Annotated in this window: 19 protein-coding genes, 1 tRNA gene and 2 pseudogenes; 9 read left to right on the top strand and 13 right to left on the bottom strand. The window is 66.7% G+C overall.

Features of this window, described 5'->3' with window-relative positions; translation table 11 throughout:
• Nucleotides 1-2: 2 nt before the first annotated feature.
• From dxs to FLG15_RS13090, 5 genes are all read right to left on the bottom strand, one after another.
• Entirely contained in the window at nt 3-1,919 is a 1,917-nt protein-coding gene (gene dxs / locus FLG15_RS13110; RefSeq protein ID WP_057677564.1) for a 1-deoxy-D-xylulose-5-phosphate synthase, read from the bottom strand.
• A gap of 436 nt (nt 1,920-2,355) precedes the next feature.
• Complete coding sequence (locus FLG15_RS13105; protein WP_057677558.1) at nt 2,356-3,012, bottom strand: HNH endonuclease; 657 nt, start codon at nt 3,010-3,012, stop codon at nt 2,356-2,358.
• Between the two features lie 382 nt (nt 3,013-3,394).
• The gene (locus FLG15_RS13100; protein WP_057677559.1) at nt 3,395-5,188 is read right to left on the bottom strand and encodes an acyl-CoA dehydrogenase C-terminal domain-containing protein; all 1,794 of its coding nucleotides are present in this window, start codon (nt 5,186-5,188) and stop codon (nt 3,395-3,397) included.
• Between the two features lie 49 nt (nt 5,189-5,237).
• A complete protein-coding gene (locus FLG15_RS13095; RefSeq protein ID WP_039568802.1) occupies nt 5,238-5,714 on the bottom strand; it encodes an LEA/WHy family protein in 477 nt (158 codons plus the stop codon).
• 114 nt (nt 5,715-5,828) lie between these two features.
• Nucleotides 5,829-6,365, bottom strand: coding sequence for a lipocalin family protein (locus FLG15_RS13090; protein ID WP_150146517.1), 537 nt, complete (start codon nt 6,363-6,365; stop codon nt 5,829-5,831).
• A gap of 181 nt (nt 6,366-6,546) precedes the next feature.
• Between FLG15_RS13090 and FLG15_RS13085 the strand changes: the two genes are divergently transcribed.
• Nucleotides 6,547-6,622: transfer RNA gene (locus FLG15_RS13085), tRNA-Phe, on the top strand.
• Nucleotides 6,623-6,876: 254 nt separating this feature from the next.
• Entirely contained in the window at nt 6,877-7,152 is a 276-nt protein-coding gene (locus FLG15_RS13080) for a hypothetical protein (protein ID WP_057687113.1), read from the top strand.
• Nucleotides 7,153-7,306: 154 nt separating this feature from the next.
• Here the strand turns inward: FLG15_RS13080 and cho are convergent, their stop codons facing one another.
• Nucleotides 7,307-8,053, bottom strand: coding sequence for an excinuclease Cho (gene cho, locus FLG15_RS13075; RefSeq protein WP_244665583.1), 747 nt, complete (start codon nt 8,051-8,053; stop codon nt 7,307-7,309).
• A 343-nt stretch (nt 8,054-8,396) separates the two neighbouring features.
• On the bottom strand, nt 8,397-8,597 hold the full coding sequence (locus FLG15_RS13070) for a KGG domain-containing protein (protein ID WP_005914053.1): 201 nt from the start codon (nt 8,595-8,597) through the stop codon (nt 8,397-8,399).
• Between the two features lie 372 nt (nt 8,598-8,969).
• On the opposite strand from FLG15_RS13070, the gene FLG15_RS13065 reads away from it, so the two are divergent.
• Both FLG15_RS13065 and FLG15_RS13060 read left to right on the top strand, forming a co-directional pair.
• Nucleotides 8,970-9,542 (top strand): hypothetical protein, encoded by a 573-nt coding sequence (locus tag FLG15_RS13065; RefSeq protein ID WP_150147688.1) that lies wholly within the window; start codon nt 8,970-8,972, stop codon nt 9,540-9,542.
• Nucleotides 9,543-9,675: 133 nt separating this feature from the next.
• Nucleotides 9,676-11,298, top strand: a complete 1,623-nt coding sequence (locus FLG15_RS13060; RefSeq protein ID WP_150146514.1) for a hybrid sensor histidine kinase/response regulator — start codon at nt 9,676-9,678, stop codon at nt 11,296-11,298.
• 230 nt (nt 11,299-11,528) lie between these two features.
• Here FLG15_RS13060 and FLG15_RS13055 read toward each other — a convergent pair.
• The 6 genes and pseudogenes from FLG15_RS13055 to FLG15_RS13025 form a co-directional block, all read right to left on the bottom strand.
• Nucleotides 11,529-11,771 (bottom strand): annotated as a pseudogene (locus FLG15_RS13055) (hypothetical protein).
• 16 nt (nt 11,772-11,787) lie between these two features.
• Nucleotides 11,788-12,052: pseudogene (locus FLG15_RS13050) on the bottom strand (hypothetical protein).
• Between the two features lie 105 nt (nt 12,053-12,157).
• Nucleotides 12,158-12,436, bottom strand: a complete 279-nt coding sequence (locus FLG15_RS13045; RefSeq protein ID WP_017157086.1) for an oxidative damage protection protein — start codon at nt 12,434-12,436, stop codon at nt 12,158-12,160.
• A 23-nt stretch (nt 12,437-12,459) separates the two neighbouring features.
• On the bottom strand, nt 12,460-13,533 hold the full coding sequence (gene mutY / locus FLG15_RS13040; protein ID WP_057678202.1) for an A/G-specific adenine glycosylase: 1,074 nt from the start codon (nt 13,531-13,533) through the stop codon (nt 12,460-12,462).
• A 348-nt stretch (nt 13,534-13,881) separates the two neighbouring features.
• Nucleotides 13,882-15,495 (bottom strand): signal recognition particle-docking protein FtsY, encoded by a 1,614-nt coding sequence (gene ftsY, locus FLG15_RS13030; protein ID WP_057678201.1) that lies wholly within the window; start codon nt 15,493-15,495, stop codon nt 13,882-13,884.
• 199 nt (nt 15,496-15,694) lie between these two features.
• A complete protein-coding gene (locus tag FLG15_RS13025) occupies nt 15,695-16,411 on the bottom strand; it encodes an AraC family transcriptional regulator (RefSeq protein WP_017157083.1) in 717 nt (238 codons plus the stop codon).
• Nucleotides 16,412-16,570: 159 nt separating this feature from the next.
• Between FLG15_RS13025 and FLG15_RS13020 the strand changes: the two genes are divergently transcribed.
• From FLG15_RS13020 to FLG15_RS13000, 5 genes are all read left to right on the top strand, one after another.
• Nucleotides 16,571-17,509: a proline racemase family protein gene (locus tag FLG15_RS13020; protein ID WP_150146511.1), complete on the top strand. Its 939-nt coding sequence runs from the start codon at nt 16,571-16,573 to the stop codon at nt 17,507-17,509.
• A gap of 116 nt (nt 17,510-17,625) precedes the next feature.
• A complete protein-coding gene (locus tag FLG15_RS13015; protein ID WP_139790934.1) occupies nt 17,626-18,786 on the top strand; it encodes an NAD(P)/FAD-dependent oxidoreductase in 1,161 nt (386 codons plus the stop codon).
• The gene (locus FLG15_RS13010; RefSeq protein WP_057678198.1) at nt 18,783-19,028 is read left to right on the top strand and encodes a 2Fe-2S iron-sulfur cluster-binding protein; all 246 of its coding nucleotides are present in this window, start codon (nt 18,783-18,785) and stop codon (nt 19,026-19,028) included. Before FLG15_RS13015 ends, FLG15_RS13010 begins: the two co-directional genes overlap by 4 nt.
• On the top strand, nt 19,021-20,334 hold the full coding sequence (locus tag FLG15_RS13005; protein ID WP_209227246.1) for an FAD-dependent oxidoreductase: 1,314 nt from the start codon (nt 19,021-19,023) through the stop codon (nt 20,332-20,334). Before FLG15_RS13010 ends, FLG15_RS13005 begins: the two co-directional genes overlap by 8 nt.
• Nucleotides 20,331-21,239 (top strand): dihydrodipicolinate synthase family protein, encoded by a 909-nt coding sequence (locus FLG15_RS13000; RefSeq protein WP_057678196.1) that lies wholly within the window; start codon nt 20,331-20,333, stop codon nt 21,237-21,239. Before FLG15_RS13005 ends, FLG15_RS13000 begins: the two co-directional genes overlap by 4 nt.
• The last annotated feature ends 109 nt before the right edge of the window (nt 21,240-21,348 follow it).

Raw genomic sequence — 21,348 nt, 5'->3', positions numbered from 1 at the left:
GATCAGCCTGCAGCTGCGTTCAACGCAGGCGTCTTGCTGGTCATCAGCTGCGGCCAGCGCTTGAGCACGGCAGCGCGGATACCGGCCTGGTCGATGCCGGCCTCGGCCAGCAGGTCTTCGCGGCTGGCGTGATGCTGGAAGCTGTCCGGCAGGCCCAGGTGCAGCATCGGCACGGTAATGGCTTCGGCGTTGAGCAGTTCCGACACGCCAGAACCTGCGCCGCCGGCAACCACGTTGTCTTCGATGGTGACGAAGCCGTCGTGGGTTTTTGCAAGCTCCAGCAGCAGCGACTTGTCCAGTGGCTTGACGAAGCGCATGTTGACCACCGTCAGGCCCAGTTCGCGGCCCACTGCCTCCGCCGCATCCACGGTCGCGCCGAAGCCGAGCAGGGCAATGCGGGTGCCGCTGTGACGCAGCTGCGCCTTGCCGATCGGCAGGGTGGCCAGCGAGGTGTCCAATGCTGCGCCGGGGCCGGTGCCGCGCGGGTAGCGCACCGCCGCCGGGCCTTGGTACTGCACGCCGGTGCTCAGCATCTGACGGCATTCGGCCTCATCGGCCGGCGCCATCACGACCATGTGCGGCACGCAGCGCAGGAAGCTCAGGTCCAGATTGCCGGCATGGGTAGCGCCATCCGGGCCGACCACGCCACCGCGATCGATCGCAAACAGCACATCCAGTTGCTGCACCGCCACGTCGTGCACCAGTTGGTCGTAGCCGCGCTGCAGGAACGTGGAATAGATCGCGACCACCGGCTTGGCGCCCTGGGTCGCCATGCCGGCGGCCAGCGTGACCGCATGCTGCTCGGCAATGGCCACGTCGAAGTAGCGCTGCGGATATTCCTTGCTGAAGCGCACCAGGCCCGAGCCCTCGCGCATTGCCGGGGTGATCACCAGCAACTTGGGCTCGGCGGCGGCCATGTCGCAGACCCAGTCGCTGAAGACGTCGGTATAGGTCGGCTTCTTGGCACCGGTCTTGGCGACCAGGCCCTTGCTCGGATCGAACGGGCCAACGGCGTGATAACCGATCTGATCGCCTTCGGCCAGCTCGTAGCCCTTGCCCTTGGTGGTGATGACGTGCAGCAGCTGCGGGCCCTTGAGCGTCTGCAGGGTCTTCAGTGCGCCGATCAGGCTGGGCAGGTCGTGGCCATCGATCGGGCCGGTGTAATGGAAGCCCATTTCCTCGAACAACGTGGACGGCACGAACATGCCTTTCCAGTGTTCCTCCCAGCGACGCACGAAGCGCGCGGTGGGATTGTTCTTCTTGTCGCCGAGGATCTTCTTGCCGCCTTCGCGGATCGCATTGAGCGTGCGGCTGCCGCTGGCGCGCCCCAGCATCTTGGTCAACCCGCCGACCGCTTCGGAGATCGACATGCGGTTGTCGTTGAGGATCACCAGCAGGTTCGGTTCCGGGTCCATGCCGCCGGCGTGGTTGAGCGCCTCGTAGACCATGCCGGCCGTCATCGCGCCATCGCCGATCACCGCCACCACCTTGCGCTCGTCGCCGTTACGCTGCGCAGCGATGGCCATGCCGAGCGCGGCCGAGATCGAGGTGGACGAATGGCCAACGCCGAAGGTGTCGTAGATGCTCTCTTCGCGCTTGGGAAACGGCGCAACGCCGTCCTTTTGCTTGACCGTGTGGATCTGGTCGCGCCGGCCGGTGAGGATCTTGTGCGGGTAGGTCTGATGCCCGACGTCCCACACCAGCTGGTCCACCGGCGTCTGATACAGGTAGTGCAGGGCGACGGTGAGCTCGATCACGCCCAGGCCGGCCGCAAAGTGCCCGCCGCTCTTGCCCACCGATTCGATCAGATAGGAGCGCAGTTCTTCGGCGATCGCGGTCAGCTCGGCTTCGTCGAAGCGGCGCAGATCGTCGGGAGTCTGGATGCGGGACAGGCGCGGATAGCGGGTGGTGTCGATCATCATCGTGTCAATTTTCTGAAGCCGTATTGTCCTCCCCATGCGAAGGCCCGGCAAGCAAACCGGTTCAGCTGTCAGCGGGAAGTGATGGGCACGCGCAACGGCACGCTTGGCGCGCGCGGCGCTCACCGACACCTGCGGCAATCTGCCGCACCTGTGGATGGGTCGATTGCGCCGTGTCGTCTAGATCACTCGGCCTCAGTGCCTGCGTCGGGCGGAGGGCACTGGGCCGTATCGAGGCGTGTCATGCCTTGGGTCGCGGTGGCCGGGTTCGATGTCACGTGGGACACCCGGCGCGCCAGGGAAGCCGCCAGCGCTGCTGCGCGCGTGGGGCACGAGCACGCGTGTCCAGGCTCAATCATTCGTGGCTGCCTTGGCCCTGCGCCGAGCCTGGCGCGGCAAGTCACCCGCCAGAAGGCGCAACGCGTGACCAGTGGGCCTACAGCGACAGCTTGGAGCGCCTGGGCAGTTGCGCGCGCAGGAAGGCCATCTGATCGGACAGGATGTTGCGGTTGGACAAGATCAGGTGCTCGATCCAGCTCGGCCGGTAGGGCACCGCCAGCAGCGGCATATGCGCCTGTTGCGGCGTACGGTTGGCCTTGCGCGAATTGCACTGGAAGCAGGCGGTCACCACGTTTTCCCAACTGTCGCGACCGCCTTTGGACACCGGCATGACGTGGTCGCGGGTCAGGTGCGGGCGGCTGAAATGCTGGCCGCAATACATGCACAGCTGCGAATCGCGCGCGAACAACGCGGTGTTGCTGAGGGTCGGGGTCGGGTCCAGCGCGCGCGAACGGGCATGCCCGCGCGCGGCGATGATGGGGTGCAGGTCCAGCGTGCTGCGCTCGCCGGTCAGCCGCGAGATGCCGCCGTGGATCTGCATGCAAGGCTCGCCCAGCGTCCACGACACCGCATCGCGGGCGTACAGGCAGGCAGCGTCTTGCCAGTTGATCCAGTCCAGCACGCGGCCGTGCGCATCGAGCGACAACAGGCGAAGCGTGGGGAGTTGGTGGATTGCAGCGACAGCGCTGCCCGCGTCCGGGGCAGGGCTGCCTCCGGGGACGATCACATCACGAACGTGCGTGTCTGTCTCCATCGGGAAAACAGCTTATACCCGATCGTTGACAGTTTGTGTATCGCAGCGAACGGCGTTGGCGCGTGACTCGAAAGCACTGGCTCGGCGAGTACTGTTGTCTGCGATTCCGTGCCGCCGCGCCGCGGGATCACGCTTCGAACGCAGTGATGGCCTTAATGAGCCGTAGGAGCGCACCCAGGCGCGACGCCTTGTCGCGCGATACTTCCAGTCGCGGCCAGGTCCGCTCCTACGAAAACGATGGAGTTCCGCGGCATTAGCCGTGGGAGCGCACCCGGGCGCGATGCCTTGTCGCGCGATACTCCCAGTCGCGGCCAGGTCCGCTCCTACGACAGCGGCGGAATCCCGCGACGTTAGCCGTAGGAGCGCACCCGGGCGCGAGCACTCAGCCTTCGCCGAACAGTTCCGCTTCCAGCGTCATCAGCGGTGCGGCGCCGCTGCGGATGGCGGCGGCATGGGTCAGGGTGCGCGGCAGGAGACGCGCAAAGTAGAACCGCGCCGTCTCCCGCTTGGCGCGCCTGAAGTCCTCGCCATGCGCCGATGCGTCGGCAGCGGCCACGCTACGCGCCCACCAGTACGCCAGCACCACGTAGCCCGAATAAAACAGGTAGTCATGGCTGGCCGCGCCCAGTTCGTCCGGGTTGCGCGCGGCGCGATCGAGCACATCGCGGGTCAGCATCGCCCATTCGCTGCACTTGTCGCGCAGCGGCTTGATGAACTCGGCCAGCGCGGCATTGCCGTCCTGCGCGTTGGCGAAGGTTTCCACGGCGGCCAGGAACAACTTCAGCCCGGCAGCCTGGCTGGCGGCGGTCTTGCGCCCGATCAGGTCCAGCGCCTGGATGCCGGTGGTGCCTTCGTAGATGGTGGTGATGCGCGCATCGCGGGCCAGCTGCTCCATGCCGTACTCGCGGATGTAGCCGTGGCCGCCGAAGCACTGCAGGGCGTGGTAGGTGTTCTCGATCGACCATTCGGTCTGGCAGGCCTTGGAGATCGGGGTGAGGAAGCTCACCAGGGTCTCGGCATCGGCGCGTTCGCGTTCGGTTTCGCCACGATGTGCCACGTCCACCAGGCTGGCCGCGTGCAGCGCCAGCAAGCGGCTGCCTTCGGTCAGCGACTTGATGGTCAGCAGCATGCGGCGCACGTCCGGGTGCACGATGATCGGGTCGGCCGGCTTGTCCGGGAACTTGGCGCCGCTGAGCGCCCGCGATTGCAACCGCTCGCGGCTGTAGCGCAGGGCGTTCTGGTAGGCGCGCTCGGATAGCCCGATGCCTTGCAGGCCCACGCTCAGGCGTGCGGTATTCATCATCGTAAACATCGCCTGCAGGCCCTTGTGCGGCTGGCCGACCAGGTAGCCCTGCGCGCCCTCGAAGTTCATCACGCAGGTCACCGAGCCCTTGATGCCCATCTTGTGTTCGATGGACCCGCAATGCAGCGCGTTGCGCTCGCCCATGGTGCCGTCGCGGTCCACCTTGAACTTGGGGGTGACGAACAGCGAGATGCCCTTGGCGCCGGCCGGTGCGTCCGGCAGCTTGGCCAGCACCAGGTGCACGATGTTGTCGGTGAGGTCGTGCTCGCCGGCGGTGATGAAGATCTTGGTGCCGGTGATGGCGTAGCTGCCGTCGGCATTGGGTTCGGCACGGGTCTTGAGCAGGCCCAGGTCGGTGCCGCAATGCGGTTCGGTCAGGCACATGGTGCCGGTCCAGCGGCCGTCGATCAGCGGTTTGAGGAAGACGTCCTGCTGCCAGGTCTCCCCGTGCTGGCGCAGGGCTTCCATCGCGCCATGCGACAGCAGCGGGAAGTTGCCCCAGGCCAGGTTGGCGGCGTTGATCATTTCGCTCAGCGGCACGCCCAGCGTGTGCGGCATGCCCTGGCCGCCGAATTGCGGTTCGGCGGTGAGCCCGTTCCAGCCGCCTTCCACGAATTGATCGTAGGCGGCGCGGAAGCCGGGCGGGGTGGTCACTGCGTGTGTGCTCTTGTCGAACGCGCAACCGATCTCGTCGCCCACGCTGTTGAGCGGCGCCAGCACTTGCGAGGTAAAGCGGCCGGCCTCTTCGAGGACGGCGTCGATGATGTCAGCACTGGCCTCGGTGTAGCCGAGCCGGGCGAACAGGGCGTGCGCGCCAAGCACGTCGTGCAGGGCAAAGCGGAAATCGGTCAGCGGGGCGGTATAGCTGCTCATGCGGGATCCTTGGAAGCGGGTACGGGAGGCGTGCGCCTTAGGGCCACTCTTAGCGCAGCACGCCGTTGAGGCCGGGAGCCGGGCTGAGCGTATTGCGCGATTCCACACTGAACTCGCGTTGTTTCTTGTCCTGTGGGGTCGCCCAGACGGTGCCCTTGAGCGCATACGGGAACGAGCGGCCGCCGGCCAGCACGTCGGCCACGGTGATGCGGCCCAGCGAGGTGGGTTGCACGGTGACGGTGACCACGTCGGCGGTTTCCGGGCCGATCGACATGCCCACTGCCTGGTCGAGCTTGCCGGCCAGTTGATCGCCGGCAGAGATTTCCAGCGCCACGCGTTCGAACTGCATCGGGATGCTGCTGTAGTTCTGCAGGCGCAGGTCAACCGACCAGGCGCCGTCGGCACGCACGGTCAGTTGCTGGATGCTGGCGGCCGGCTCGGACACCCGGCGGACTGCGCCGCCGCAGGCGCTCAGCAGCAACCCGCAGGCCAGCGACACAAGAAGAAGACGATAGGCACGACGCATGGACTCGGGTCCTTGGCGGAATGAGGCGGCGCCAAGAATACTACGCAGTACGGTCGCTGCTCCCCCAGCGCGCGCAGCGGAGGTGGCGATCCTAGGCCGGGGCGCGGGCAGGCCTCACAACACCGGCGCGGCCACGATCAATGGCGACAGGTCGTAGCCCATCGCGGTGGCCTGCGCCTTGAGCCGTTCCAGTTGCGCGCGCTGCATCTGCGGCGAGCGCGACAGGATCCACAGGTACTTGCGATCCGGCTCGCCGACCACCGCCCATTGGTAATCCGGGTCGAGCGCGATCACCCAATAGTCGGCCCACACCAGCGGCAACCAACCCAGCCACTCGGGAGCGAAGCGCACCTGCAACTGCCCGGGCTGGCCGGCGACCGGGCGCGCCACGCCGTCGGCCTGGGTCAGGCTGCCATCGGCGGTGCGGCAGCCATTGCGCACGCCGATCAAGCCATCGTCGCGCAAGGTGTAGATGGCGGTAATGTCGCTACGGCACTTTTTCTGGAACGACACCGGCAGGTGTGCAATCTCATGCCACTGGCCGGCATAGCGCGAGATGTCCAGCTGCGGCACCGCGCGCACCGGCTGTTGCGCAAACGCGGCCAGCGGCAGCAGGGCGACGAACGACAGCAGCAGGCGGGGCAGGAGCATGACAATCTCCGGTGGACGCGCGCAGGCTAGGCCATGTCCCCGGCCGCGCGGCGTGAAGCGGTGCAAGAAACGCGTCCCCCACGGCGGCCGGCAATAAAGTTGCTCGCAACGCTTGCCCAAACTGCGCCTGCTCGCTATAGTGCGCGTCCTCGCAACGCAGGCATCGTGTTGCAGGGTAAGTGGCCGAGTAGCTCAGTTGGTAGAGCAGGGGATTGAAAATCCCCGTGTCGGCGGTTCGATTCCGTCCTCGGCCACCATATCCAAGCCTTCGTTCGCAAGGCTTCCCGGTTCCCACCGGATCTACTGCTTCCCCCACCACTTGTCACCGGCTCGATTGCGCACGCGGTGTGCTGTCTTTGGGCTGCGCGCGTGCGTGCGCTGACGCGATCCAGCGTGGACGCAGACTCGCGCGTTGGTTCGGCCGCCCGGTCAGCATCCGCGGAGGTCCTATGTGCGCGCGATGCAATCGATTTCGACGTGGTCTTCAAATGCGCATGGCGATACTGCGCGCATGACGCACAAGACACTTCGACGCACCCTGATCCACGGCTACTGCGGTGAATTCCGTGTGGAGACCCTGGAAAGCCAGGCGCCAGGCGCGACGCTGTGGCTTTCGACCGCGTTCGTTTACCACCGCGATCGCGCCGCGCCCGTGGCCACGATCGAGGGTGCAGGGCAGAGCGAGTACCGGGGCGATGCACGCGAGCAGGCGCTGCGCGTAGGTTCTTGTCTGGCGGAGTTTCTGGACCCCAAGCAATACCGCTGCTGCGAGAGGCAGAGCGGCTGAAGCATCGAAGACTCTCGCGTGCGCTACGCAAGTGCAGGCAGGCGGGCGTTGTTGGTGATGGAACAGGACAGCTCGGCTGCAAGGCGCGCAATGTCTTGCCTGAACTCAGCGCCTACTGCGAGTGCCGAAATGAGCGCGCCCGCTCAAGTCGTGCTTAGAGCAACACCACGTTGTGCAGATGCGTTTGTAGCCCCTTGCGCAAAATCCGGTAGCAATCGCGATCGAAGTCGCCGGGTGCGGTCTTCAGTTTGCGGGCAGCAGCCAGCGAGGTGGCACTGCCCAGATAATGCCAGTTGCGCAGCACGTGGAACTGGCGCAACTGCTTGCCTTCTTCCTTTAACGCCACCGCGCCAGGAAAGGGCCAGACGGCCTGTTCCAGATGCTCAAGGGCAGCGCGCAGACGCGTCTCGTGGTCGCCCAGCGATTCGGCGCCATGGCAGGCACCGGCACAGCGCTTCAACATGGCGCGGAAACACGGGCGGCCATCGGTGGCGCGTTCCAGGCCGAGCAGCCCGTAGCAAAGACGGTCGCGATCGGCCAGCCGCCGTAGTGCTTCCTTGGCGGCGCGTGGGCTGGAATAGAGCCCATACAGCCACGGTGTGACCGCCGGATCGCGCTCGGCCGAATGCACGATAGACACATCGCCACAATACAGCCGGATCGAAAACTGATGCGGGACGCGACGTAGTTTTTGGTTGTACAGCGGGCGCATCGATTTGATGAGCTGCGATTCCAATAGCTGCGCGCCAAGATCGCCGGCCATTTCGAACACGCTGATGCGACGGGTCTGGCGCAATAAGGCGGCTTCGCGTGGCGTGCGGAAGTGATCCATCACCCGCCCACGCAAGTTCACGCTCTTGCCGATGTACAACGGCAGTTCGCTGTCCTGGCCGTGGAACAGCTACACCCCGGCAGTCGTTGGCAAGGTTGCGAGCGTGCTGCGTAAATGATCGGGATAGGCGTATTCGACCGCACCGAGACCGCGGCGAACGCGTTCACTGCGGGCCACGACGGACCTTGGTCTGCTGCGCCGGCGTCTCGATGCGTGCGTAACCACCCAGAGGGCCTGGGGCTGCTGCATGCTCGGTGGCGTATGAGTGCGTGCGGAAAATCGTTGTCATCGGGCAGCAGCGTGCCGATGTGCTGTCGCATCAGCTGAGACGCTGCACGATTCTTGAAAAGAACGCTTCCGGAAGAGCTGCAGCAATTCCGGAAGCGCCGTGGTACCTGCCGTGTTGTGCTGCTCAGCGGTTGTTGCCGCCACCGCTCGCCTGGCCACCCTTCTTGCCGGCCTCGCGCGCTTCTTCGGAGGTGAACTCGTGGGCGTTGCCACTTTCATGGGCCGCCTTGCCGCCCTTGGAGGCGATTTCGCGCTGCTTGTCTTCGTCCATCGAAGCAAAGCCGCGGTTGCTGGTGCCACCCTTGTTGTCGTTCTGATTTGCCATTGCAGATTCTCATTCGTCAGTTGGGGAATGCACCACTGGACGCCGTGGTGCGAGGCCAGCATCGCGGTGGAAGCATCAATCGGACGTGGGGATTTCGGCAGCCAGGCGTGAGCCGGCAAGCGGGCTTGACATGCGATCTTCACTGGCGAAAAACGCGGCATGGCGACGCAATGCTGGAGACGCTCGACAGTATTGCGGCGCCATCGTGCGTGCGCGCCGCAGCGCATGCGACGAACGTGCGACACGGCCCTGCGTGTTGCAGTCCGATGCCACCGCGCGGGGGCAGGTGCGGCCGGCTATCCTGGCAGCCGCGACGCAGACCAGGATACAGCGATGACGACACGATGCCGGTGGTGGGCAACAGTGCTGGCAATGACGGCGACGTTTGCAATGCCAGCCGGCGCCGCCACGCTGCCCGCCGGCGCTGCCAAGTTGTTACCTGCCGGGCAGTCGGTGATGAGCGTCGCTCGCGCAGATCTCACCGGCGATGGCCGGCTGGATTACGTGGTTGCGTTGCGTGCATCGGCAGAACAAACGCTGCGTGGCCATGGCGATGCGGCACCGCCGCGTACCTTGCTGGTGCTGGTTGCAAACGCCGACGGCGGGTTTGTCCAAGCCGCGCGCAGCACGCGGGTGATCTTCAGAGCCGACGAAGGCGGACAGTGCGACCCGTTCCTGGACAGCGACCAGGGCCTGGTCGCGAAGGGCGCGTATTTCACCGTGCAAAATGGGGTGGCGTGCGGACAACACTGGACCGACTACATCACCTTTCGTTACGACCGCCGCCGCGGCGTTTTCGTATTCCACAAGCGCGTGATCGAAGCATGGGAAATGAACACCCAGGACACGCCCGATGCCGACGCGCTGCGGCTGCGCGAGCACAAAGAAATTGCCGCCGATCCGCGTCAGCCGGTCCTGCTGTCTGCCTATACGCCTGCACCGTGACGGGGGGGCTATCGCAGCGCATCCGGTTCGATGGCGGGCGCGGCCGTACGGGAAATGCTCATGGATGTGACGAATCGCCTCACCGAACCCAACTAAACTGTGGCCACGGGAACGGCCCCGCGGAGAACATCACTTGAACGATCCCGGTCACGGAGAGCTGCGGGCGCCTCAGATCAGCGACACAAGCGGCCTGCCTGTCGAGAAGCACCGCTCGGACATCTTCTTTGCCGCCGTGGAAACCACGCGTATGCCAATGACGGTGACCGACCCGCATCTTCCGGATAATCCCATCGTGTTCGCAAACCGCGCGTTTCTGGAGATGACCGGCTATGCCGCCGATGAGGTCATCGGCAATAACTGCCGTTTCCTGCAGGGGCCGGAGACCGATCCGGCCAGCATCAGCGATGTGCGCGAATCGATCGAAAGCCGCAGCGAAATTGCCACCGAGGTGCTGAATTACCGCAAGGACGGCTCTTCGTTCTGGAATGCGCTGTTCATCTCGCCGGTGTTCGACAACAAGGGCAACCTGGTGTATTTCTTCGGCTCGCAGTTGGATGTGAGCCGGCGCCGCGATGCCGAAGACGCGCTGCGCCAGGCGCAGAAGATGGAGGCCCTGGGCCAGCTGACGGGCGGCATCGCGCACGATTTCAACAATCTGCTGCAGGTGATGTCTGGACATCTGGAAGTGATCCAGATGATGGCCAGCGCCGGCGGGGGCAATGCCGAGCGGATTGCCTTCAGTGCCGAACACGCCGCGGCAGCGGCTGCCAAGGCGGCCACCTTGACCCAGCAATTGCTGGCGTTTTCACGCAAGCAGAAACTGCGCGGGCGGGTCGTGAACCTCAACGGGCTGGTGGCCGGCATGACCAACATGGCCGAGCGCGCGCTGGGGGGCGGCGTCACGTTGCGCCAGGTGCTGGAAGAAGGGCTGTGGAACTGCCAGATCGACACCACCCAGGCAGAGGTGGCGTTGTTGAACGTGTTGATCAATGCGCGCGACGCGATGGCGCAGGCCGAGCGCAAGGAAGTCACGGTGCAAACCCAGAACGTGGAGATCACCGGCCACGACCTGGCGATGTACCACCAGCTGGCCCCGGGCCGCTACGTCAGCATCGCCGTGACCGACACCGGCTCGGGCATGCCGCCGGAGGTGGTCAGCCGGGTGATGGAACCGTTCTTCACCACCAAGGAGGAAGGGCAGGGCACCGGCCTGGGCTTGTCGATGGTGTACGGATTCGTCAAGCAGTCCGGCGGCACCGTGCGCATCTACAGCGAGGTGGGCGAAGGCACCACCGTGCGGCTGTATTTCCCTGCCTCCAGCGAATTCGAAAACGATTTGCAGGCAGCCAAGAGCCGCGCCATCGACAAGGGGGGCAACGAAACCATCCTGGTGGTGGAAGACAAGCAGGACGTGGCGGTGGTGGCCCGGATGTTTCTGGAAAACGCCGGTTACCGCATCCTGTCTGCGTCCAGCGGACGCGAGGCGGTGGAGATCTTGGAGAAGACTCCGCAGGTGGATGCGTTGTTCACCGACCTGATCATGCCCGGTGGCATGAACGGAGTGATGCTCGCCCGTGAGGCGCGCCGCATGTTGCCCAAGATCAAGATCCTGCTCACCACCGGTTACGCCGATGCCAGCATCCAGCGCACCGACGTGGGCGGCGCCGAGTTCGATGTGGTCAGCAAACCCTATACGCAGAAGGAATTGCTCAAGCGCATCCGTATGCTGCTGGATGGGCCGACCGGGGTGGGCTGAGCGCGTGTGCCGCCCGGTGACGCTATCGCGATGCGGTGGCGTCACCGAAACATGCTTGCAATCGCCGATTGGCTGCCGGGTGAAGATCGCGATGCTCCTACACCGTCTTTGTGGAAATTCCCCGGATATCGATGGCCATGCGTTGGGTCGTTGGCCCGATGCATACGAGCGGAGGTAGCGGGGTGCATTGCCGATGAGCGGCGATGCAGCCGTCGCGGCCAGTGATGCGATCAGCGACGCGGATAATGTGCGGTGCTCTGTCGATAGCGCAGGTGCAGCCGCCTGCCGATCAGCACTGCGACACGAACCGACCACGAACACCAGCTGGACGGCCGTAACGCAGACGCGCTCGGCAACGCGGGCGCCGTGCAGCGCCCGACCAGTCCCCTAACAATGCCGAATAGCGCGCTGCCCCACAGCAGTGGGCCGTCGATGTGCCGTTGGGTAGGGAACTGCAGCGATGCGTCGCGCAGTCCCTACGTGGCTGCGTCAGCGTGCGTGCGGCGAATGGGCAGCGAGACGTGTCGCCAGTCGGCCACATCACCCGCAGCCTCCAGCCGACCGCTCAGAACAAGGCAGGCAATGCGCTGCGCGACGCGGTCGGCTGCCTCTTCGACGTCGGCCAGATTCAACTGCGCGTCAGTGAGCGCTTGCGCAATCATCAAGGCGACTTTTGCCACTGCGCGCCGCCAGCGTCAGTGATAAATGTCGATTGCGCGTTAATGTCGGACGGGCCAGTGCCTGTCGTCGCCAATCACCATTCCAGATACCCGGAGCACGGCCATGAAGCGTGATCCCGCATTCCGGCTGTCAACGCCCGACCTTGCTGCCAATCCCTAAATCACAATGTCTGCGCCAACTATTCCTCACCCAGCGGCGCCACGTAGCCGTCCGGCTTGTCGGCGTTGCGCTCGAATAGGAACTTCTGCAGCTCCGCTTCGAGAAAGGCACGGTGCTTGGGGTCGCGCGGCGACAGCCGGTTTTCGTTGATCAGCATGGTCTGATGCGCCAGCCACGCTTGCCAGGCGGTCTTGCCGATCTGCGCGAAAATGCGCTGGCCGAGCTCGCCCGGATACGGCACGAAATCCAGGCCTTCGGCGTCGCTTTGCTGGTAGTGGCAGAACACGGTGCGGGTCATGCGGATTCCTTTGGGAGACGCGCTTATAACGCGTCGAGCAACTTGCGGATCGGCGCCGGCAGGCCCAGCGATGCGAGATCGGCGGGCGCGACCCAGCGTAGATCGTCATTGTCGCGCACCGCCGGACGCAGCGCGACCTTGCGCAGGCGCAGGGGCTGCAAGTGCAGCCGGTAATGGCTGAAGGTGTGCACGATCAACGGCATCTCGTCGGCGCGCTCGTAGGTGCCGTCGATATGCGCTGCGAACCAGGCGCGCATGCCGCTGTCGGTATCGGCCTGCGGCAGCGTCCAGAGCGAGGCCCAGATGCCGGTTGGCGGGCGTCGCTGCAGCAGGATGTGGCTATCGGCATTGAGCAGCAACAGCGCAGTGGCCTCGCGTTCGGGCAGCGGTTTGCCGGGTTTGGGGGTGGGCAACGCCTCGACCAAGCCATCGCGGCGTGCGATGCAATCGGTCTGTAGCGGGCACAGCACGCAGGCGGGCTTGGCGCGCGTGCACAGCGTGGCGCCGAAATCCATTTGCGCCTGGGTGTAGTCGGCCAGGCGGCCAGCCGGGACATGCGCAACATGGGTGGTGGCCAGTTGCCATAACTGTTTTTCGATCGCCGGCAGGCCGGGATACCCGGCGATGCCGTGGAAGCGCGCGAGCACGCGTTTGACGTTGCCGTCCATGATCGCGAAGCGATCGTTCCAGGCCTGGCTCAGGATCGCGCCTGCCGTGCTGCGGCCGATGCCCGGCAGCGCAAGCAGTGCATCGAAGTCGCGCGGCACTTGCCGGGCGTGCAGCGCGACGCATTGCTTGGCGGCGGCATGCAGATTGCGCGCGCGGGCGTAGTAGCCCAGTCCGGCCCACTGCGCCATCACGGTGTCGTTGTCGGCCGCCGCCAGATCGGCCAGCTGAGGGAAGCGCGCCATGAACTTGTGGAAATACGGAATGACCACCGCGACCTGGGTCTGCTGCAGCATGATCTCCGACAGCCATACCCGGTAGGGCGTGCGTGGATGCTGCCAGGGCAGATCATGGCGGCCATGGCCGTCGAACCAGTGCAACAGGCGGTCGACGAATGCATCAGCGGAAGGAGTGGCGTGGTCGGCTGGCATGAGCTGTGCTGGCGATGGAGGGCGAGGCGAGAGTTACGTGACGCGGAGCGGATCTGCTGCGTACCTCGTGCGGCGCATCCCTTCGCCGCAGCGGCACGTCATTGCGCCCAGGCACCGTTCGCAGCGCCATCCTGTATCGCCAGGCGGCCACTGCGGTGGTGTCGGCGCAGGGGACCAGGCCACTGACGCATCCGCGCAGCCTTGCTTTCAGAGTCCTGCGGGCAAGGGCTGGGCGAACTCCAGTACGGGTCTTGTCTGGGGCCAATCGCATGACACCTGCCGCACCGTGCCACCTGCCTGTAGCGCCTGCGCGCACAGCGGTTGCAGATGCGCGCAGGCATCTTCCAATCAGCCGCCCAACGCGTCCGGCAACAGCGCGTCGACGAAGGCGACCGGGTCGAAGACGCGCAGATCTTCCGGGCGCTCGCCGATACCGGCAAAACGGATCGGGATATTGAACTCGCGCGCCAGCGCGAACACCACGCCGCCCTTGGCAGTGCCATCGAGCTTGGTCACGACCAGGCCGGTGACACCCACGGCAGCATGGAACTGGCGCAGCTGCGAGATGGCGTTCTGGCCGGTGGTGCCGTCGATGACCATCAAGACTTCGTGCGGCGCGGCGGCATCGATCTTGCCGAGCACGCGGCGGATCTTGCCGAGCTCGTTCATCAGCCCGGTCTGGGTGTGCAGGCGGCCGGCGGTGTCGGCGATCAACACATCGGTGCCGCGCGCCTTGGCGGCCTGCAGCGCGTCGAACGCCACCGAAGCGGCATCGGCGTTTTGTCCCTGCGCGATCACGGCCACGCCATTGCGATCGCCCCAGGCCTGCAATTGCGCCACCGCGGCAGCACGGAAGGTGTCGCCGGCCGCCAGCATCAGACTGTTGCCTTCGTCCTTGAAGCGCTTGGCGAGCTTGCCGATGGTGGTGGTCTTGCCGACGCCGTTGACGCCAACGGTGAGCACCACGAAGGGTTTGAGCGAGCGGTCGATCACCAGCGGCTTGGAGACCGGCTGCAGCAGCGCGATGAGGTCGGCGCGCAAGGCCTTGAACAGCGCCTGGGCGTCGACGAATTCGCGCGACTTCATTCGCTTGCGCAGGCCGTCGATCAACGCGGTGGTGGCGCCGATGCCGACGTCGGCGGTGATCAACGCAGTTTCGATCTCGTCGAGCAGGTCGTCGTCGAGCTTGGGGTTGCGCGAGAACAGGCCGCCGAAGCTGCGTGCGAAGGTGCTGTTGCGCAGCCGTTCGCGCCAGCCGGGTTTTCCGGCCGGTGCGGCGGGGAGGGCATCACGCTGGCCGACAATGCTCTCGTCCTGCGTGCTCGGCAGCGGCGCGCTGACGATGGCCGGTGCGGTGACCGTCGGCGCGGCACTGGTTGGGGGCGCGCTGGCGGGAGGTGCAGCAGCCGCTGCAGGCGTCGAGACCGGCGGCGCGACCACGGCAGGGGCTGCGCGTTGCGAAGGCGCGGCTGGCTGCGCAGGCACGACGGGAGGCGGCGTCGGGACAGTCTGTGGCTGCGCCACGACCGGCGGCACCACCACAACCGGCGCGCTGGGGGCGCTGGCGGGTACCGGGTCTGGCAGCGCCTGCAATGCGGTCGGCGCAGGCGCCGCAGGAGTTGTCGGTGCGCTGGGAACGGCGGCAACGCTTTGCGCCTGGCCCGTGCGTGCAGCGATCTCCTGTGCCAGCTGGTCGGCTGGCGCAGCGGTGGTCTGCGGCGGTGCCGGCGCAGCAGGCTCGCTGCCTGCCGGAGCAGGCGTGACAGGCGCAACAGGCGCAACAGCCGGCGTTGCAGCCGTCTCTGTGCCTGGCTCGGCCGTGGCGAGCGCTTCGACCGGCGATGCCGGGGTGGCGGCAGACGGCGCGGTGGGGAATGCGGCTGCCAGTTCTTCCAGGCTGTAGCGCGAGGTACGCGAGCTGTCTGGCGTGATTGGCTTGTGACGGCGAAAAAAGCTGGCCATTGGCAACGCAGTAGGGGAAACCCGAAAGTCTATCATCCGGCCCCCCCGACACCTTGACGCTGCCTCCAGCGCCGCGCCCGGGCGCATTGCATGCACCGCCGCACGCAGGTCTGGCGACTCACCTAGCTGCGCCAGCGCATGACAAATCCTGCCGAATTCGGCATTTGTGCCAGCGATGTGTCAACGCGAAGTTGTGTCCTTACAACTGACCTTTGAGCGCGCGGTAATCGCGCGGCGTCATACCGACGGTGGCCTTGAACTGGCGCGCGAAGGCGCTCTGGTCGGCGAACCCGCAGCGTTGCCCGATGCTGGCGATGCTGTCGTCGCCGTAGAGCAGCCGCATCGCCGATTCGATGCGCAACTTGGTCAGCAATTGCTGCGGGGTGACCTGGAACACGCGGCGGAAGTGGCGTTCCAGCTGCGCCACCGACAGCCCGGCCAGGTCGGCCAGGCTCTGCACGCGCAGGTTGTCGCCGAAGTTGGCCTGCATGTGGTCCATGACCTGGCTCAAGCGTTCGTACGCGGAATGACGGCTGTCGGGCTGGCCCAGGTCGCGCGAGATGCCGACCACGCCGATCACCTCATTAGCCTCGCACAGCGGGCGTTTGAAGGTCAGGCACCAACCCGGCAGGCGGTTGGGGTACAGATGCACTTCAAGCTGGTTGTCGATGAGCTCGCCGCACAGCACGCGGCGGTCCTGCATCATGTAGCTGCCGCCCAGCGGCAACGGAAACACTTCCAGCGGCGAGCGGCCGATGATCTCGCTGCGCAGCTTGCGTCCCAGCCGGCGCACCAGGGTCAGGTTGCAATGGGTGTAGCGGCCCTCGCTGTCCTTGATGAAGAACACCACATCCGGCAGTGCATCGAACAGCGTCTGCATTTCCAGGGCGGGCAGGTTGAGGTCCATCAGGGTCATGGTAGCGGTCACGATTAGACGGTTGCACGACGGTGCAGCCCAGCAATGATCCTAGCGCAAACGCGTGGTCGTGATTGGGGTGGTGATTGTGCGGATTTCCGCATTTTCACTCGGCATTGAACGCTAGTCGCCCGCAGGTCGGCAGTGGGAGCATGTGGCATGCACACCATCGACGTCATCGACTCCCACACGGCTGGCGAGCCTACCCGCGTGGTCCTTTCCGGTTTTCCAGATCTGGGCGATGGCGATCTGGCGCAGTGCCGCGAACGCTTTCGCAGCGAGTTCGACCACTGGCGCAGCGCCATCGCGTGCGAACCGCGTGGGTCGGACACCATGGTGGGCGCCTTGTTGCTGCCCGCGCGCGACCCAGGCGCCTGCACCGGGGTGATCTTCTTCAATAATGTCGGCTACCTGGGCATGTGCGGGCACGGCACCATCGGGGTGGTCCGCACGCTGGCCGCGTTAGGGCGCATCGGGCCGGGCCAGCACCGGATCGAGACACCGGTGGGAACGGTGGGGGTAGCGTTGGCCGACGACGGCACGGTGTCGGTGGACAATGTCGAGAGCTATCGGTTTGCCAGCGGGGTGGAAGTGGAGGTGCCCGGGCATGGCCGGGTGCGCGGCGACGTGGCCTGGGGCGGTAACTGGTTCTTCATCACCGAGCATGCGCCGTGCGCGCTGGACCTGGCGCACCAGCGCGAGCTGACCGCCTACACCGAGGCGATTCGGCTGGCCCTGGAAGCGGCCGGGATCACCGGCGAGGCCGGTGGCGAGATCGACCATATCGAAGTCAACGGCGCCGCACCCGACGGCAGCGGGGTGGCGCGCAATTTCGTGCTGTGCCCGGGGCTGGCCTATGACCGCTCGCCGTGCGGCACCGGCACCAGCGCCAAGCTGGCCTGCCTGGCGGCGGACGGCAAGTTGGCCGAAGGCGAGCGCTGGGTGCAGCAAGGCATTCTGGGCAGCGCTTTCGAAGGCAGTTATCGGCTGAGCGGGCGCGGCATCGCACCGCGCATCAGTGGGCGGGCGTACATCACCGCGCGCGCGCAGCTGGTGATCGACCCGGCGGACCCGTTCGCCTGGGGCATCGTGGCCTGATGGAACCCCAGCGGCCCGCGCCGGTGCTTGCGTCGGTCACGCCGCCTGGCGCAGCACTGTCCGCTGCGATGGCAGGGACCGTTGCTGCAACGCACGCGTCGGCAGCGGCGCCTGGATTGACTGCGGTTGCCGGATCCGGGCCCGCCGCGTCTGCCGCATACACGCGACGCAGTTACGACCTGATCGTGATCGGCGCCGGCATCGTGGGCGCCGCTTGCGCGGAAGCCGCGGCGGGCGAGGGCCTTCGCGTGGCGATCGTCGAGCCGGGACCGATCGGCGGTGGCGCCACCGCAGCGGCGATGGGGCATTTGGTGGCGATGGACGACGACCCGGCCGAGCTGGCGTTGTCGGCGTATTCGCTGCGGCTATGGGAACGCTTCGCCACGCTCGGCGACGCCGAATTCAGCCGCTGCGGCACGCTGTGGGTGGCCCGCGATGCGCGCGAACTGGCGGCGGTGCCAGCCAAGATCGCGCGCCTGGCAACGGCCGGCCTGCATGCCGAAGCGATCGATGCCGCGCAGCTGTATGCGCTGGAGCCGCAGCTGGTGCCCGGGCTGGCTGGCGGCATGCGCGTGCCCGATGAAGCGGTGGTGTATCCGCCGCGGGTCGCGCGCCACCTGGTAGGCGCGGCCTGCACGTCCGGTGCACGCGTGTTCGCCGGCCGCCGCGTGGTGCAGCTGCAGGAGCATGCGGTGCGTCTGGACGATGGGCAGATGCTCGCCGGGCCGGTGCTGGTGGCCAGCGGTGTGGCCTTGCCGCAGCTATTGCCCGAGCTGGCATTGCGCCCGCGCAAGGGCCATTTGGTGATCACCGACCGGCACCCGGGGCTGATCCGGCATCAGCTGCTGGAACTGGGCTACGCGGATTCGGCGCATGGGGCCGACGAGACCAGCGTGGCCTTCAATGTGCAGCCGCGGCCCACTGGGCAGATTCTGATCGGTTCCTCGCGCCAGTTCGGCGAGCACGACCGCGACGTGTCGATGCCGGTGCTGCAGCAGATGTTGCAGCGTGCCTTTGCGTACCTGCCGGTGCTGCGTGAGTTGCAGGCGATCCGCGTGTGGACCGGCCTGCGTCCGGCCACGCCGGACGGGCGCCCGTATTTGGGGGCGGTGCCCGGCCGACGCGATGTGTGGGTGGCCGCCGGTCACGAGGGGTTGGGGGTCACCACGGCGCTGGGGAGCGCACGGGTGATCGTGGACAGCCTGCTCGGGCGCACCCCGGCCATCGACCCGGCGCCCTACGCACCGGCGCGTGCCGTGCAAGGCGCGCGCGCATGAGCGCGACGGTGCGTCTGCACGTGGATGGGCGCCTGGTCCAGGTGCCGGCCGGTGCCAGCGTGGCGGCGGCAGTGGCGCAGGCGACGTTGCAGTTTCGGCAATCGAGCAGTGGGCAAGCGCGCGCGCCCCTGTGTGGCATGGGCGTGTGTTTCGAATGCCGCGTGCGCATCGACGGCGTGGGACAGCAACGCGCCTGCCTGGTGGACGCATGCGATGGCATGCAGGTGCGCACCGATGGTTGAGCGCGCGCTGCATTTCGATGTGTTGGTGATCGGCGCCGGTCCGGCCGGGCTGGCGGCGGCGCGGGCGGCGGCCAGCCAAGGCGTGCGGGTGGGCGTGGTCGACATGCAGCCACGGACCGGCGGTCAGGTGTGGCGCAGCGATGTGCAACACGGCGCGCCGGCCGATGCGCGCGCATTGCTGCAGCAAGTGGCCGGCAATGCATCGATCACCGTGCTGACGCGCACGCAGATCTTGCTGGCGCAGCCGGGCTGGCTCCTGGCCGATGGCCCCGACGGCACGCTGCAACTGCATTACGCCGCATTGGTGCTGGCCACCGGTGCGCGCGAACTGCTGCTGCCATTCCCGGGCTGGACCCTGCCCGGCGTCACCGGTGCCGGCGCGGCGCAGGCGCTGGCCAAGCAGGGCTGGCCGCTGGCGGGCAAGCGCGTGCTGGTGGCCGGCAGTGGCCCGTTGTTGCTGGCCAGTGCGGCCACGTTGCAACGGCATGGCGCGCGCGTGCTCGGCATTCACGAACAAACCTCGCCGGCCGCCCTGCATCAGTTCGCACTGCAGTTGTGGCGCTGGCCGGGCAAGGCGGCGCAGGCGGTGGCGTTGCGCCTGCAGCTGCGCGCGGTGGCATATCGCGCCGGCAGCATCGTGATTGCCGCGCATGGCGACACGCAGCTGCGCGAAGTGGAACTCGCCGGGCCCGGCGGCCGCACGCGTCTTGCCTGCGATCAACTGGCGGTGGGCTATGGCCTGGTGCCCAACACCGAACTTGCGCAATTGCTGGGTTGCCAGCTGCAAGCCTACGGCGCGCACCAGCAGGTGCAGGTGGATGCGCTGTTGCGTACCAGCGTCAACCAGGTCTTTGCCGCCGGTGAAGTCTGCGGCATCGGCGGCCGCGATTGCGCAGTGATCGAAGGGGCGATGGCCGGGCATATGGCCGCCGATGCACCGGAGGCGGCGCTGCGCCTGCAGCCACGGCGTCACGCCGCGCGTGCGTTTGCCGACCTGCTGCAGCGGCAATTCGCGCTTGACCCGCGCATCCGCACCCTGGCGCAGGCGGACACGTTGATCTGCCGCTGCGAAGACGTACCGCTGGCTGCCCTGGACAGCTTCACCGATGCACGCGACGCCAAGCTTGCCTCGCGCTGCGGCATGGGCGCCTGCCAGGGCCGCATCTGCGGCGCTGCGCTGGCCGAGCTGGGGCGTTGCCCGCCCGATCTTTCCACCGACGCCGGCCGCCGGCCGCCGTTGTTTCCGGTCCGCCTCGCGGCGCTGGCCGACCCGTTCACTTCCGACTCGCAAGGGAAACATCCATGAGCAATGCTGCGTTCTGGCACGGCGTGCTGCCGGCCATCACCACTCCGTTCACCGCCAACGGCGAGATCGACCACGATTTCCTCGGCAAGCACGCCAATCAACTGGTGGATGCCGGTTGCACCGCGATCGTGCCGCTGGGCTCGTTGGGCGAGGCCGCGACCTTGAGCGTGGAAGACAAGCTGGCGATCCTGCGCACGCTGGTCACCGCCTTGAACGGCCGCGTGCCGGTGGTGCCGGGCATCGCCAGCCTGGCCACCGGCGAAGCGGTGGCGCTGGCCAAGGCGGCAAGGGACATCGGCTGCGGCGGCTTGATGGTGCTGCCGCCGTACGTGTATTCCACCGACTGGCGCGAAATGGGCGCGCATGTGCGCGCGGTGATCGGCGCCACCGATCTGCCGGTGATCCTGTACAACAACCCGGTGGCCTACAAGACCGATTTCGGCCCGGCGCAGATCGCCGAGCTGGCCGCCGAATTCCCCAACCTGCAGGCCGTGAAGGAGTCCTCCGGCGATGTGCGCCGCTTCGCCGCGCTGCAGGAATTGCTGGGCGATCGCCTGGCGCTGCTGGTGGGCATGGACGATGCCATCGTCGAGGGCCTGAGCATGGGCGCCAAGGGCTGGATCGCCGGCCTGGTCAATGCGTATCCGAAAGAATCGGTACGCCTGTTCGAACTCGCCCGCGATGGCGGATACCCGGCGGCCAGGGAGCTTTACCACTGGTTCCTGCCGCTGCTGCGCCTGGACACGGTGCCTACGTTCGTGCAGCTGATCAAACTGGTACAGGCCAAGGTGGGCATGGGCAGCGAGCAGGTGCGTGCGCCGCGCCTGGTGGTGGCCGGCGCCGAGCGCGATGCCGCGTTGAAGGTGATCGACCATGCCATCGCCACCGCGCCCACATTGCCTTGATGGCGCACTGATGCTGCCCTGGTCCGTCGTGCCTGTCGGTAAGCGCAGGGTGGCAGTTGTGCCGATTCGTAGCACGCGCCCTGCCTGCGCGCGCTGCGATGCGTTGGCC

Source organism: Xanthomonas phaseoli pv. dieffenbachiae (assembly GCF_008639345.1).
GTDB lineage: Bacteria > Pseudomonadota > Gammaproteobacteria > Xanthomonadales > Xanthomonadaceae > Xanthomonas > Xanthomonas phaseoli.
This window is presented reverse-complemented; position numbering and strand designations above follow the sequence as displayed.